The sequence below is a fragment of the Pseudomonas petroselini genome (assembly GCF_045037875.1).
Taxonomy (GTDB): Bacteria; Pseudomonadota; Gammaproteobacteria; order Pseudomonadales; family Pseudomonadaceae; genus Aquipseudomonas; species Aquipseudomonas petroselini.
The window spans coordinates 2,438,588-2,452,711 of record NZ_CP173614.1; the positions used below are offsets into that span (position 1 = coordinate 2,438,588).

General features: G+C 50.6%; 13 protein-coding genes. 6 read left to right on the plus strand and 7 right to left on the minus strand.

What is annotated here, in order from left to right:
* The first annotated feature begins 6 nt into the window (after positions 1 to 6).
* Genes ACI512_RS11425 through ACI512_RS11445 form a run of 5 tightly spaced genes read left to right on the plus strand, consistent with a single transcriptional unit; the run spans position 7 to position 5,394 of the window.
* Entirely contained in the window at positions 7 to 3,357 is a 3,351-nt protein-coding gene (locus ACI512_RS11425; RefSeq protein ID WP_405121796.1) for a host specificity protein J, read from the plus strand.
* Positions 3,358 to 3,360: 3 nt separating this feature from the next.
* Positions 3,361 to 3,654 carry a hypothetical protein gene (locus ACI512_RS11430; RefSeq protein ID WP_065886272.1) on the plus strand — a complete coding sequence of 98 codons (294 nt, stop codon included), beginning with the start codon at positions 3,361 to 3,363 and terminating at the stop codon, positions 3,652 to 3,654.
* A complete protein-coding gene (locus tag ACI512_RS11435) occupies positions 3,654 to 4,328 on the plus strand; it encodes a hypothetical protein (protein ID WP_065886273.1) in 675 nt (224 codons plus the stop codon). Before ACI512_RS11430 ends, ACI512_RS11435 begins: the two co-directional genes overlap by 1 nt.
* 11 nt (positions 4,329 to 4,339) lie before the next feature.
* Positions 4,340 to 4,891, plus strand: a complete 552-nt coding sequence (locus tag ACI512_RS11440) for a glycoside hydrolase family 19 protein (protein WP_405121797.1) — start codon at positions 4,340 to 4,342, stop codon at positions 4,889 to 4,891.
* Positions 4,861 to 5,394 carry a lysis protein gene (locus ACI512_RS11445; RefSeq protein ID WP_405121798.1) on the plus strand — a complete coding sequence of 178 codons (534 nt, stop codon included), beginning with the start codon at positions 4,861 to 4,863 and terminating at the stop codon, positions 5,392 to 5,394. Before ACI512_RS11440 ends, ACI512_RS11445 begins: the two co-directional genes overlap by 31 nt.
* Before the next feature lie 51 nt (positions 5,395 to 5,445).
* Here the strand turns inward: ACI512_RS11445 and ACI512_RS11450 are convergent, their stop codons facing one another.
* On the minus strand, positions 5,446 to 6,600 hold the full coding sequence (locus ACI512_RS11450) for an HNH endonuclease (RefSeq protein ID WP_405121799.1): 1,155 nt from the start codon (positions 6,598 to 6,600) through the stop codon (positions 5,446 to 5,448).
* 300 nt (positions 6,601 to 6,900) lie between these two features.
* Between ACI512_RS11450 and ACI512_RS11455 the strand changes: the two genes are divergently transcribed.
* Positions 6,901 to 7,695 (plus strand): DNA adenine methylase, encoded by a 795-nt coding sequence (locus ACI512_RS11455; RefSeq protein ID WP_405121801.1) that lies wholly within the window; start codon positions 6,901 to 6,903, stop codon positions 7,693 to 7,695.
* Between the two features lie 59 nt (positions 7,696 to 7,754).
* On the opposite strand, the gene ACI512_RS11460 is transcribed toward ACI512_RS11455, so the two are convergent.
* The 6 genes from ACI512_RS11460 to ACI512_RS11485 form a co-directional block, all read right to left on the minus strand.
* A complete protein-coding gene (locus ACI512_RS11460; protein WP_405121802.1) occupies positions 7,755 to 8,003 on the minus strand; it encodes a DUF6124 family protein in 249 nt (82 codons plus the stop codon).
* Positions 8,004 to 8,602: 599 nt separating this feature from the next.
* On the minus strand, positions 8,603 to 9,445 hold the full coding sequence (locus ACI512_RS11465) for a restriction endonuclease (RefSeq protein ID WP_405121803.1): 843 nt from the start codon (positions 9,443 to 9,445) through the stop codon (positions 8,603 to 8,605).
* Positions 9,446 to 9,508: 63 nt separating this feature from the next.
* Positions 9,509 to 11,185, minus strand: coding sequence for a non-canonical purine NTP pyrophosphatase (locus ACI512_RS11470; protein WP_405121804.1), 1,677 nt, complete (start codon positions 11,183 to 11,185; stop codon positions 9,509 to 9,511).
* A complete protein-coding gene (locus ACI512_RS11475; protein ID WP_405121805.1) occupies positions 11,178 to 12,176 on the minus strand; it encodes a beta-ribofuranosylaminobenzene 5'-phosphate synthase family protein in 999 nt (332 codons plus the stop codon). The genes ACI512_RS11470 and ACI512_RS11475 overlap by 8 nt, the downstream gene beginning before the upstream one ends.
* On the minus strand, positions 12,154 to 12,879 hold the full coding sequence (locus tag ACI512_RS11480) for a hypothetical protein (protein WP_405121806.1): 726 nt from the start codon (positions 12,877 to 12,879) through the stop codon (positions 12,154 to 12,156). Before ACI512_RS11480 ends, ACI512_RS11475 begins: the two co-directional genes overlap by 23 nt.
* Complete coding sequence (locus ACI512_RS11485) at positions 12,879 to 14,081, minus strand: DNA adenine methylase (RefSeq protein WP_405121807.1); 1,203 nt, start codon at positions 14,079 to 14,081, stop codon at positions 12,879 to 12,881. The genes ACI512_RS11480 and ACI512_RS11485 overlap by 1 nt, the downstream gene beginning before the upstream one ends.
* Positions 14,082 to 14,124: the final 43 nt, after the last annotated feature.

The window sequence follows — 14,124 nt, forward strand, 5'->3', positions numbered from 1 at the left end:
GCGGCCATGGATAGTTATGTCGTCGGCGCTAAGGCTGGCAGCAGCAAGCCCAATCGTCCCTATATCGCCAGCGACAGCGCACCCTCCATCGCCACCGCGAAACTGTTGTACGCCTTTAGCTGGGGCGAAATAGTCGGCCCGGTTGATGGGCCGAAATCCATCAAGCTGGACGGCACGCCTCTCCAAGCTGCCGATGGCACCGTGAATTTCCCTCGGGCGCGTTGGCAGTTCCGCTCGGGCACCTTGAATCAGGATCGCCTGGTTGGCTTCCCCGAAATCAACAACGAGGTCGTCATCGCCGTCGAACTGCGCTCCGAGGCGCCTTGGGTGCGTTCGGTCAGCAATGACGAGATCAATGCCGTGCGCTTGCGACTGTCCTGGCCCCAGCTTCAAGCCCAGGACGCCAACGGCAATATCAACGGCTACCGCATCGACTACGCGGTGGATATCGCCACCGACGGCGGCGCCTATTTGCCGGTGTTGACCGCCTTCGTCGCACGCAAAAACACCACCAAGTACGAGCGCTCCCACCGCCTGGAACTACCCACCGGTAGCGAGTGGACCCTGCGCGTCCGCAGGCTGACCCCCAACCAGAACAGCAGCCTGATCGCCGACATGATGCGCGTCGAGTCGATCACCGAAATCATCGACGCCGAACTGACTTACCCCCTCACAGCTGTCGGCGGCATCGAATTCGACGCCGAGCAATTCAACAACGTACCCAAACTCTCGGCCTTGATGCGCGGCCGCATCCTGCGCGTGCCCAGCAACTACGACCCGGAAACCCATACCTACATCGGCATCTGGGACGGTACCTTCAAACTCGCCTACAGCAACAACCCCGCCTGGGTCTGGTACGACCTGGCGCTGCACCCCTATTACGGCCTCGGCGAGCGCCTCAACGCGGCGATGGTCAACCGCTACGCCTTGTACCGCATCGCCCAGTGGTGCGACCAAATGGTCCCGGACGGCAAGGGCGGTACCGAGCCGCGCTTCACCTGCAACCTCTACCTGCAAACCCAGGAAGAGGCGTACATCGTCCTCGAAGACATCGCCTCGATCTTCCACGGCATGGCCTATTGGGACGGCAGCCAGATGGTGGTCAACGCCGACATGCCGCAAGACCCGGTCTACAACTTTCATCGCGGCAACATCATCAGCCTCAAATACCAGGGCGTGCGCAAACGCGACCGGCACACGCGGGCGATGGTCAGTTGGGACAACCCCGACAACAGCTTTGAGACCGAGCAGGAGCCGGTGTTTGTCGAAGACGGCATCGCGAAATTTGGGATTCAGGATTTGCCCATCGGCGCAGTTGGGTGCACCAGTCGCGGGCAGGCGCAGCGGGCGGGGATGTTTGCGTTGGTCAGTGAGCAGACGCAGACACGCCCAGCGACGATGCGCGTCGGCCTGGATGGGCAGACACCGCGACCGGGGCAGTTGATTCGCTTGAGTGATGAGCTGCTGGCAGGCCGGGCCAATGGTGGGCGAGTGTCGGCAGTGGCGGGGCGGGTGGTTACCTTGGACCGCGATACGGAGATTCCGTCTGGATCACGTTTGATCTGCAACCTGCCCAGTGGAGCGTCCGAGTCGCGGTTGATTGCGCGGGTAGAGGGGCGTGCGGTGACGGTTGCCGCCGAGTACAGCGAGGCGCTGCTGCCGGAGTGCGGTTGGGTGATCGATGCTGATGACCTGGCGACCCTGCAATTCAAAGTGCTGAGCATCACGCGACCGGAGTGGCAGCAGTTCCAGCTCACGCTGATCCAGCATGAACCGGGCAAATACGATGCGGTGGATTACGCGAGCAAGATCGACCCACCACCGGTGACTTTGATCCCGCCCAACGTGCAGGCGCCGCCCAGTTCCGTGCTGATCACGCAAAGCATCTCCACCCAACAAGGGCTGGCGGTGACCACCATGACCATCGCCTGGCACGCCGCCGAGTATGCGGTGGCTTATGACGTGGAATGGCGACGCGGCGCCGGAGATTGGGTACGGATTCCACGAACCGGAGAACTGTTGGTAGATGTAGTGGGCGTTTACTCCGGCCAGTACCTGGCGCGGGTGCGGGCGGTGAATGTGCTGGATGTGGCCTCCATACCGGCCAGCTCGGTGTTGACCACCATCGAGGGCAAGATCACGCCGCCGCCTTCGGTGGCGTTTTTGCGTACCCAAGACAAGTTGTTTGGGATTGGCTTGCAGTGGGGCTTCCCTGCCGGGGCTGAGGATACACAGCGCACAGAGGTTTGGTCCTCGGCGGTGCCCGCGTTTGAAAATGCACAGAAACTCGGTGACTTCGCTTATCCGCAGGCTGCGCATGACTTGCAGGGGCTGGCGGCGGGGGCGCAATTCTACTTCTGGGCGCGGCTGGTGGATCGCACGGGGAATGTCGGACCTTGGTATCCCGTCGGTAATGGTCTGGCCGGGCAAGCCAGCGCCGAGGCCGGGCCGATTCTGGATTTGATCGCGGGGCAGATTGGGTCTAGCCAGCTGGGTCAGGAGTTGCTGGGTGAGATTGGCCTGATCACTGGCGATGGGCCTGGCTCGGTGAACGACCGGCTGGAGAAGACCCGAGAGGAGCTGAAAGAGCTTTTCAGCGAGGTGAGCGATGCCTTGGCGTATGACGAAACCAAGGCCTATTCGGCGGGAGAAATTGTTCGTCTGGGTAGTCGCCTGTTCCAAGCCAGAGAACCGGTGCAAGGCGTTGCCCCACCCGATTCCGATTATTGGCTGGACATCGGCACCGTTGCCGAAACCGCTGATGCATTGGCCTATCAGGTTGAGGCGAACTCCAGCAGCATCGAACAGCAGGGCGAGCAACTCATCGCCCAAGCCCATCAACTGAATACCGTCGTCGCCTCGGTGGATGATGCGGTGGCTTCGGTGCAGCAGGTCAGCCAAGCCCTGGCCAGCACCGATGACAAGCTCCAGGCCAAGTGGGCGGTGAAGATGGAGCTGAATCAGGACGGGCAGTATGTGGCTGCCGGGTTTGGCTTAGGCATCGAGAACACAGGCGCCGGGTTGCAGAGCCAGTTTCTGGTCAGTGCCGACCGCTTCGCCATGGTGACCACCCTCGCTGGTGGGCAGGTGTTCACGCCGTTTGTGGTGCAGAACGGGCAGATGTTTATCAACCAGGCGCTGATTCAAGACGGCTCCATCACCAACCTGAAAATTGGCGACTACCTGCAATCCAACGACTACATTGCAGGCACCCAGGGCTGGCGATTCGACAAGACCGGCGTGATCGAATTCAACGGCCCGGTAGCCGGAGGCGGACGCCTGAGCATCAACAACCGCGTGGTGCAGGTGTACGACATCAACGGCACCTTGCGGGTACGCCTGGGGATCTGGGGCTAAAGCATGCCAGCCGGATTACAAGTCTGGGACGCCAACGGCGCATTGATTCTAGACACCTCCACCCGCGTCGGCACCCTGATCGGCAGCGTCAACACCGGCGCGGTCAACGGCGCGATAGCCGTGTCGCTGATCGGCGAGCCGCTGTTCTTCGTCAAGCAACTGAGCTTCCCGCTCTACACCGTGTACATCTTCCCGAATGTCTCGATAGCGGGCGGGGTACTCAGCTGGGTCTACCCGCCGCCGTTCAACCCTTACCAAGCCAACGTGGCTGTGAGGATTTTTTATGGTTTCTACTGATGCCTGCCGGTCTTCAAGCCTTTAATGACTACGGCACCGCCCAGATCACCGGCGAAGAAATCTGCCTCAGCCTCATCAACAAATTCGCCGTCACCCTGACCCCACGCTACACCAGCGGCCAGCAGCTCTACTTCGCCGTCAACCTCACAGTACCGCTGGACGCAGTGATGCTGATGGGAGACACCAGCGGCGCCTACGTCAACGTCTTCTTCGACCCGCGATACGACGGCTCCTACGTGCAGCTCACCAGCCACGCGGGCGTCACGGTGACGCTCTACCTGTTCGCCGCCGCCCCAGTCGTTGCGTCCACGGCAGGGCTACAAGTGTTCGGCAGCGACCAGCGATTGCTGTTCGACTCATCACACAAAATCCTCCGACCGATCCATGCCAACACCATGCTCTCGCCTGAATACCCTCTGCCCGTGGGCAACGGCAGGGCATACGCCGCCGCGCTGACCTACTCCCGCGTGCACTTCTACAACGAGTTCAACGACAACATCGACGGCACCACGTACGACTCCGCCAGCATCGGCCCCGGCTACGTGCGACGCGGCGCGTTGATGGACATCAACCTCTGGGGGCAGAACCTGTTCCGCTTCTTCACCTACACCGAGGTCACGCCGCTACGGCTGACACCCCCAACCCTGCTGGTGGCGGACGTGACGCACTATTGAGGGCTATCGACATGAACATCACCGAGAAACAACTGCAGCAAATCTTCCCCAACGCCCGCGAACAAGCGGGCGTTTTTGTGTCGGTGCTGAATGACGCCATGGGGCGGCGAGAGATCAATACGCGGCAACGGCAGGCGGCGTTCCTGGCGCAGATTGGGTATGAGTCGGGGCAGCTGCGGTATGTGCGGGAGCGGGGGAGTGATCGGTATCTGAGCCGGTATGACACCGGGGCGTTGGCGAGGTTGCTGGGCAATACGCCGGAAGCGGATGGTGATGGTCAGCGGTATCGGGGGCGGGGGCTCATCCAAATAACTGGTCGACGTAACTACCTCAAATGCAGCTTGGCGTTGTTTGAGGATCTGCGTTTGCTCAAGCAGCCTGAGTTGCTGGAACAGCCGCAATGGGCGGCAGAGTCGGCGGCTTGGTATTGGTGGGCGAATGGGTTGAATGTGTTGGCGGATCAGGATGATTTCGTCGGTATTACCCGGCGCATCAACGGCGGCACGAATGGTCTGGAGGCGCGGATCGAGTTGTGGATCTGGGCGAGATCGGTGTTGTGCTGAATGTGCGTGTCGCGGTTCTTGTCGCTTTGTTTGTCGTCGGTGCTGCTGGGGGTTGGCAAATCCAGGCTTGGCGGTATGAGCGGCAATTGGCTGATCAAGCACGGCTCCATGCTGAAACGCTCAAAGAACTGGCCTTCGCCTCATCGTCACAACAGCGTAGCGAGGCCGACAAACGCTACGCCCTGGAGCGGCGCCTGCAAACCAACGACCAAATTCACCAGAGGGCTTTGACCGATGCTAAACAACGCCAAGCACGCCTTATGGATCGCTTGGCTACCGCTGATTTGCGGCTGTCAGTCATCCTCGCCCAGCCGCCCTTTGCTGGAGGTGACGCAGTGCCTTCCGCCACCGGCACCGGCGGCGTGGTTTATGGAGGAGAGAGAGCCGAACTTGACCGAGCGTTTGCTCAACGAATTGTCAGGATCGCCGAGGAGGGGGATGAGGGATTGATTGCGTTGGCAGCATGTCAGGGATACGCCAGATCTGTTTCTATTCTCGAATAAGGCTCGTGAGAGTTTCTCTGCATTCAATGTTAATGATTAATTGGATGCTTATTACCAGTCCTCGTGGAGAGTTCTAATCTCCAACGGTGTGAGGCGGAACTGCCAGCCGAATTGGCGCTGAACGCTGTGAACTTTTACATGGCATTGGTTGCAAAGAGATATCAGATCCAGATCGTTCTCACATCCAAATCGGTCGTACGCTATATGGTGGACACATTGGGCCATTTCTTTGCAGGCTTGACAGATACCACTATCTCTTTTCAGAATTCTTGAGCGGGTTCGATACCATTCGTCTGAAGTGTAGTATGTGCCGAATCTAGAGTTGTCTTGAAATTTTATCTCGTTGTTCCAGATTTTGTTTTGTGTATCAGTTTTATATTTTTTATAAGCGGCTCGCCATTCTGAACCGAGTTTTTCAGCCCAGCGGGAATATGCTATCTCAAGGTTTTTTTTCTTGGTTTCATCGAAAATAGGTAGCGATTCTACATGTGCTACCAGTTTTTTTGATACCGTTTTTATGTGGTGCCCGCAATCTTCGCATTGCGACACTATAGCAATGTTACCGTCATTATATATTCTTCTAGTGAGCCTTGAACTGGTGTGGCTGCATTCGCCCGGGGTGTGTGGGCGAGGGTTTTCTAGTTCATAGATTTGTCGAAATGTTGAGTCGTCGAATTTCGGAACTTCACTGCCTTCATTCATAGCCTCCGAGAATACTTTATATCGTGCATCCGCCCATCTGGAGTGTTCTTCCTGAATCTGTATTACGAATTGTGTGTCAAAAGGTTCAACAGCACTCCAATCAGCAACCGAGTCCTTTCGATGGCTTCGTGTTTGTATACCGCAGGTAGCACACTGTGAAACCAGTTGACTGGAGCCATCCTCATAGCTGCGTAATCTCAAGCTGACCTTAGGGTGATTACAGGGGCCTGGCTTGAACGGCTCTGGGTTTTCTCTCTCGAAAATTTCTAAGGCTTGTTCTGGACCACTTACGAATACATCGTAGTCACGAGGAGCTAATGGGAAGTGATCTTTCAGATTTTTCATTTCTTTACTGAGAACATTAGATCTATTTTGAATCGCGATGCGGTCTGCTGGGGTCGTTGCCTCAGCGTATGCTAAAGAAAGATCAAGCTCTTTCATTTTTAGGTCGCGCATTTGACGCAGATAGTCATCAAATGCGTATGCATCTAACTGAGAGTCCATTCTTGAATCCTAGTCGTCTTTACGAAATTAAATGCTTCATGGCACGCTTAGTTTAATCGGAGGAAAAATTAACTGTAACGATGCGGCGAGGCTAATTTTTTATGTTACAGCCTGCAACGGCCGTACGCGAACCGATAGCTAGATAACTATTGAAGGAGAGCGATCAATCCGGATGCAGCAACATCCCGACTGACCGCCAAACCCGCAGACCAAGCCTGCAAGTCCAGCCAAGGCTCCCCGCTTTGCGCGCAAAGCACAGCGAGCCTAGCACCTGTTTCTGCACACAGAGAAGGCTTGCACATGACCACCCCAATCATCCCTTGGATGGGCGGCAAACGCCGCCTGGCCGACCGCCTCATCCCGCTGTTCCCACCCCACGAGTGCTACGTCGAAGTCTTCGCCGGCAGCGCTGCCTTGTTCTTCCTACGCCCCCAACCTGCACCTGTTGAAGTCCTCAACGACATCAACGGCGATCTCGTATGCCTGTATCGCGTCGTACAGAACCACCTGGAAGAATTCGTCCGCCAATTCAAGTGGGCGCTCAGCTCACGGCAGGTGTTCGAATGGCAAAAGATGACCCGCCCGGAAACCCTCACCGATATCCAACGTGCGGCCCGATTCTTCTACCTCCAACACCATGCATTCGCTGCCAAAGTCTCCGGCCAGACCTTCGGCACGGCAACAACAGCGGCGCCGATCAACCTGCTACGAATCGAAGAAAACCTCTCCGCCGCTTGGCAGCGGCTCGCCGGAACCTACTTGGAAAACCTGCCGTGGCTCGACTGCGCCCAACGCTACGACCGGCCACACACCTTCCACTACATGGACCCACCGTATTGGCAGGTTGCAGGCTACGGTGTGGAGTTTCCCTTTGATCAATACGAGCAGATGGCCGAGTTCATGCGTCGGTGCGAGGGGAGGGTGATGGTCAGTATCAACGACCACCCGGACATCCGGCGGGTGTTTGATGGCTTTCACTTTGAGACGCTGGATGTTCGATACACCTCGGCCAACCAACGCCAATCGACGACAGCACCGAGCGGTGAACTGGTGATCATGAACTGGGAGCCTGAGGTGCTGGGTGGCTTGTTTTGAACCAAGTACAAATCGGATAGCCGCTCCGTGGCGACACGGCTATCCGGGTTGGGTTGCTGTCAATTCGCAGATGGGCTCTCTCGCTCCAGCACCATGTCGATCAGGAGCCGAGCGTCCTCAATCAGTTGAACGACACCGAAAGCTTGCTGACGCTGTACTTCATCCAGCTTGAAGATGCATTCGTAGGCGAGCGCGGTGGCTGATTGGAGAAACTCACTGGCGTGAACGAGCGCTTTTTCGGTGGTGATATCCGAGCGGACGTTGAAAAGGCCTTGTGAGGTATCTGCGTTGTTGTCGTTGGTGTGCATACGCAAACCTCCCGTTGCGGGTGGCGGTTTTTATCACGGGTGGGTGGGTATTTCAGTCGGTTGAATTGTCTGACTGAAAATTCCGATATGTGTAACGAAGTATTGATTAGACGTAATGGGCGGCGCCCTGGCGTGAAAGGGGGATAAGTCATCTCCATACCCTCGGACAGTGATAACCCTGTCACCCGCCGTTCTGACACGGGATGGGTGGCAGACCGTACGGGGGTCAGAAAACCGGCGTCCGAGGGAACCGGCCAGGCCGAAGCCTGCCCCGCACGGCCCGCCATAGCAATGCAGCGGCAAGATGCTGGTGCACCTGGCTGCTAGAGAAGGGCGTTACCGCGCTTCGGACGTTCGGGGTTCTGACTCCCGGTCACAGGATGGCTGTGACATTTGGTAAGGTACCGTTGTGAACTGAGAGCATCAAGGGGTCGCTTCGCCGCGATGTCACTAGGAGACAGAAGACGGCAATTTAATGAATGTCGTAATGCGTTTCTAACGTGTATTGAGGGTCTTTTTGTAGTGGCGAATATAGGTCAGAATGCTGAGTAAATTCTTCAGGCAGAGCTGAAAATTTCGCCATTAAATAAAAGCGCTAACTAGGCTTCGGTATCCAATGAAGGTAAAACTGACTTGCCCATTATGGCAAAAATTTTTCTCATGCGTTCTTGATGTTGGCGATTCGACTCAACTGCTGCAAGATTATTTGCATCCTCGACGTGAGGATTGAATTCATCGGCAATTATCATTGCATGCTCCGCGCGTAAGAGCATCTCGTCAAACATATTTAAATTTATGTTTAACCAGTTAACAAACTCAGGATAGCTTTCAATTATATCTTCTCCTGTGCGAATATCGAGAAGGGGGTTTACACTCATTGGGTACTTGTTTTCTTTCGCTTTCTCAATTGCAAAGAAGATCATTCCTATGAAAAGTTGTCCGCTAAACATAAAGTTGTAATCAAATTCATCACCTCTTAAGCCATATTTTATACGAATAGGCTTCGAGTGTGAAAAGTATCGTTTTGCGAGTAAGTCCGCTCGAGCTTCATACGCCTTGAGCATTTCAACTTGCACGATATTTTTAGTTCGCTGTTTTAGAGCAGAAAATTGAACCAGTTCTACATTTGTTTTGTGGGCTGCAGCGATTGCTCCACTTTGAAAGCCTTTTTCTGAAATTAGGAAACCCTTATCGGCGCCAACTTCGTCGACGATAGTTCTAAGGGCTAAAACCTTTTCCTTAGGTATTTTGCTTTTCCAATATTTTGCTTCAATTACCCATTTTATATCAGCACCTAAAAATTTCGTAAGCACCAATATGTCAATATCATGTTTGGTTCTGATCCCTTCAACTGAGATATTTGTTTGAGCTATCGCTCCTAGACTTCTGAAATGTTCTGCGATTAACTCTTGGAATTCGTACCACTTTTTAGATTTGATCATCACTCGTCTCGTGTTGATTATAGCCAGGCGTCAGCCATACTCGTTATAATGGAATGTATTGAGTTAGAGATGTTTAGATTTGTCACTGGCTATTTTTCTGACGAGAGAAATAGCTGCGCTAATTCCAGTGTGTGAAAGGTTATAGTGCACTTTTTCTTTATTTAAATGGGCTTCGAAGTGGGGGCTAAACCGTTGGTTGAAAAACCTACTAACGTTATTTTTGTCAATAGGTAAGGACTTGTCTCCTTTTATCCTAAGACTGGGTATGTTTAGCTGTGCATTTTTTGCAATTTGTGTTGTTGTGAGTGGCGGTGAGCCATTCTTGTGGTCAATCAACATCGATATTAAAAGTGCTTGCTCTAGTGGCAAGAAATCAGTCGCGTCAGAGATCTCGCAATTAAACGGAATTAACTGAGAGTTATTAGCTAAATGACTTGCAGTTAACTTAATGTAGCTAAACAAAGACAGCTCGTTAAAAATGATTTTGGCAAGATCCCGGATTCCATTGAGTCCCATTGAGTTTTGAATTTCATTTTTTCTCTCAAACTCGGCGAAACTCATGGGGGCGTCAGATCTGTTTCTTTTTTTATTTCTTTGATATCTAGTGTCCAAGCTACTTTCTATATATAGCACTTCAAGATCAACACCTGAGAGTTCTTCTTGTAAAATTCTAATTTCTTGTGGCGAGCGGAAGCCCGTTATTACTAGTCCAGTGGTTGATGTGTACTTAATATATTGAGATATTTGTCGAGCAACTATGCCCGGGTCTTTTTTCAGCGCGTCTTTAGCAAAGTCCTGGGTTTTCATTGTTGTAGCGTATCCATGTCTTGTGTACAGCGCGCACCGCATAAAATCGCTAGCTTCAATATGTTGATATGCATAAAGTCTTGTTAGTGCTGATGCTAGAACTGTTTTTCCTGCACACGTTGCTCCGCAGATAATATAATTTTTTCTAGGAAATAGTTCTCCTTGAAGAGGCTTGTCTTGACTTTGCTTTGTATCAATAAGATCTTTTAATCGAAGAAAATCAATTAGCTTTTGCAGTGCAAGATTTCTAAAGTCGTGCTTTAGGCTCATGTTGATGGATAACTGACTTATTGGTTTTTTTGCACCTGTCGGAACAAACCACTTATTGAATGTCTTGTTGTCCAGCCAAGGGTAGAGTTTGTTTGTCTCAAATGCTAATTCTTCATCGATGATGGAACCTCTTGCTTCACCAACGAATACCTTGTAGGTCTCCTCAGGTGAACTGCGAAGGCTTGGCGGCAGGTATAAGACGATGTCTGATCGGACGGTTACCTTTCTATTATTTCCAAGTTCTTTTAGCTGTTTATCGAGTTCTGCGAAGGAGGTCTCCCGCATCCAGTATTTAACATCAACCCCAGGGAATTCTCTTTCTGTGCTTAAAGCGTCAATGGCAATTGACGTGTCTTCGATGAAAAAAATCTTATGTTGATGCTTGGATGCATATCTCGCTAAAAGAGTAGTGTTCTCAGTTTCGTTACTAGTGAAAATTGGAGATTGAAGCTGTTGTTCATTACCGCTTGAACCTTTGGCTAGTTTTAAATTTGCACTTTGTATGCTTTCTTTTAAGAGCTCATGTCTGTCTTCAATGCGTGGCTCATCATATGGTCTTCCATAGTTTGGAGGTGGAAGCAGCATTATAGGATGCTCACGCAAAAGATATTCAAAGTGCGCTATTTTTGTGAGGTTTGATGAGAGAAATACGAGCTTAATCAATTTCTAGAGTTCTCCCAGTATTATTCGGTGAGCATTGCACAATCATATATTCACTAGAGAGTTCGAGCTCACCCGCTAGGTCATCTATGTTAGTAGCCATAAAGTAGATGGCTGGACCCAAGCTTGACAGCCCTACACATCCTGCCCCTGCCTCTTTAATCTTGTCTCTTAGAGTACGAATGTTGCTAGATTGCGCCATCCATTCAGCTTTTTTCCACTGAGATTGCTGACTGCTATTAATCGAGGAGTAAAAAGTGGGTAAGTCGCTTTCTAGAGCTCCACATGCCATACCTGATATAGCGTGGTAGATTGATTCGTGCACAGACGACAAATCAACAGGGCAGGTCCGGTTGAAAAACTCTACTTCCTCATCTGCAGAGATTCTGTGTTCTCGTAATGGCACGATGACTCCGAAGCGCCAGTTGTTAGGAATATGCACATTCATGAGTTGAACGGGTTGCGCTAGGAGGCCTTGCCTTGCTGAAGAGGGCCCAAAAGGTATCCCAGTAGCTTTAACCCCAAAGTCGATGCTTAATCCTCCTTGGAAATAGGTATTAATTCCTACCCCCGAAGTGCCGCCTCTTTTTGAATCGGATATTAACTGTATGTGGTCGGGGGTTATATTGTTTAGAATGCTTGCGGCTTCAGAACAAGCTAGTTTAGTAGCTGTTCCTGTGCCAAATCCGCTATGAGGGGGTGGGCCAGATAGGAATTTAATCGAGAATTTTTGTATGTAGCCTTTTGTATTGTATAAGTTCTTTAGAAAGCCTATAAGCGATTTTTCTTCTTCGGCTGTAAAGCAAATGAGGCGGTTGTCGGATATTTGAAAATTTTGGCTGGGCTCGAATTCAATTATGGTATCAAGTCCGGAAATGCAAAAACCAATTCCCCCGTTTTGTCTATAGCCGATATTGCTCATATCAAATAAATTAACATGAAGGCGAGCGGGTACGGAGATTTTTATTATTTTATTCATAATTGACAGAAGCATTGCTTAATGTTTCGTTGATGTAATCAAGGTAGGGCTTTGTGAATAAGCCATCCTTATGAAAGTTTATGGCTGGAGTGTCCTTGCTTTTTTTATTTTTGAAGATTGGTCCGACTAAGCAACTTGAACCAGCTAAAAATATGCTATGCGAGGGCTCGAAGTCATAATATAGGATCTTAAATAAACCAAAACTATTTGCGGTGATTTTTTGAGATTTGGGGAGAGTTTTATATTTAAAGTCGGATGTGTCTGCATCACCTAGATATTTTATTTTCGGGAGTAGTAGAGTTACTTCTACACCTCGCGCCATTGCTTCTAATAAGTCTTGAGACTCTAAGGTGTCAGGATTTGCGAAGTCGTCTAGCAGCCTGTTGCAAGTCACCCCGGCGACGATGATTTTATCTCCTACTTTCGTTTTCTTAATGAGTGGTCGATAGTATTCAGGGTCTTTTCTGTTGGTCAAAAATTCGACTAATCCATATTTTTTGTATTCGGCTAACGTGTTCTGCTCTATGTATTGTGTAAGGAACTGAATGGAGGCAATGCCAATACCTGAAACAAGTCCGCTTAAAAGCCCAATGACTCGTCCATCGAAGTCAGGAGGGGTGTAATATAATAGAATGCCCGAACAAAGTGTCACTATGATAAGTAGAGCTAAGTATGCAAGTGGCGCCTGAACTACAAACCTCAGTTTCAACATATTCATCATGGACGTCCTATTATAATTACTTCCTTTTTGGGTTTCTTGCTTAGAGCATGTGGTACATCATATTCGAGCAAGACCGTGTGTTTAAAACTTGAGGTGAAATAGCTATGTATTTCCTGAATGTCAGGGTATGCATCGTGCACGTAGGATAGGCATACTATTGATTTTTTATGCTTTTCAACTAATGCAAATAAATTTTCTTTGAAGCTCTTTTTGTCCGTCCACTTCAACATGTTTTCTGGACTAGAGATTGGAAGGTTGCGTTTTGAAATATCAATTCTCTGGCTCCACTTCTCGGGCATGCAAAGGCCCTCAAGAAAGTGATATCTATCCATATAAGAAATATCTTGCTTTTTGAGGGGGATATATGGTGGGTCAAGATACACAAAGTCATAGCCGTCGGATATATTAATCGCGTCAGTGCAGGGGAGTATTGTGGGGGCATGACTGGATACCCACCTTGTTTTGTGGAGCTCACCCAATGCTCGAGTCATTAGTACCGAGAACGGTTTTTCCCACGTTGCCCAATTTCCGAATTTCGTATTTTTTTTATTGTTTTCTCTTAGGTATAAATTTTTTCGATGAAATAAGTTAAAGGGCCTCTTTTGTAAGCAAGCTTGCATTAAACAATAGAGTATTTCTGATTTTTTTAAGCTGTTGTCAATTGCTGTCAGTGATTTGATTGCACCGTCAAGCCATTGGTTTTCTGTGTTGGTGTAATATATGTCGTTATAAGTTTCTGTTATGAAGCCGTGTTCGGGTTTTATGCTTTCAAAGAATAAGTCTAGTTCCACGTATGTTGTTGCGCATGGTTCGTTTGACAAGAGTGCAGTGGCAATAATTCGATTCGATTCTAATATGTCGTTGTATGTGACTTTTTTACCAAGATGTTTCAGTGCTAAAGAAATGGTGGACGTACCGCCAAACACATCTAGGGCGCTTGCAAAGTTGTATTTTTTGAACTCGTCGATCATCCAGTCAGTCAGTCTTCGCTTGCTACCGTAGTAGCGAGTTTGCGGCAGATATGCTTTTTGTGACGAGGGCTCTGAGGCATTTTGCGTGCTGTCAGAGTGAGATATATTAGGTAGGAATGAGTTGCTTTGTTCATTTGCAGGCTGCGTGATATTCGTTGCGCCATCTTCTAAGCGCAGAGATTCTTGGCTAACATTTTTTAGAGTTCCATATGGACTAGGGGTAAGCATTCGGCGCTCCGGTAATACCTTGATTTCTATTGCACGGGTGCCA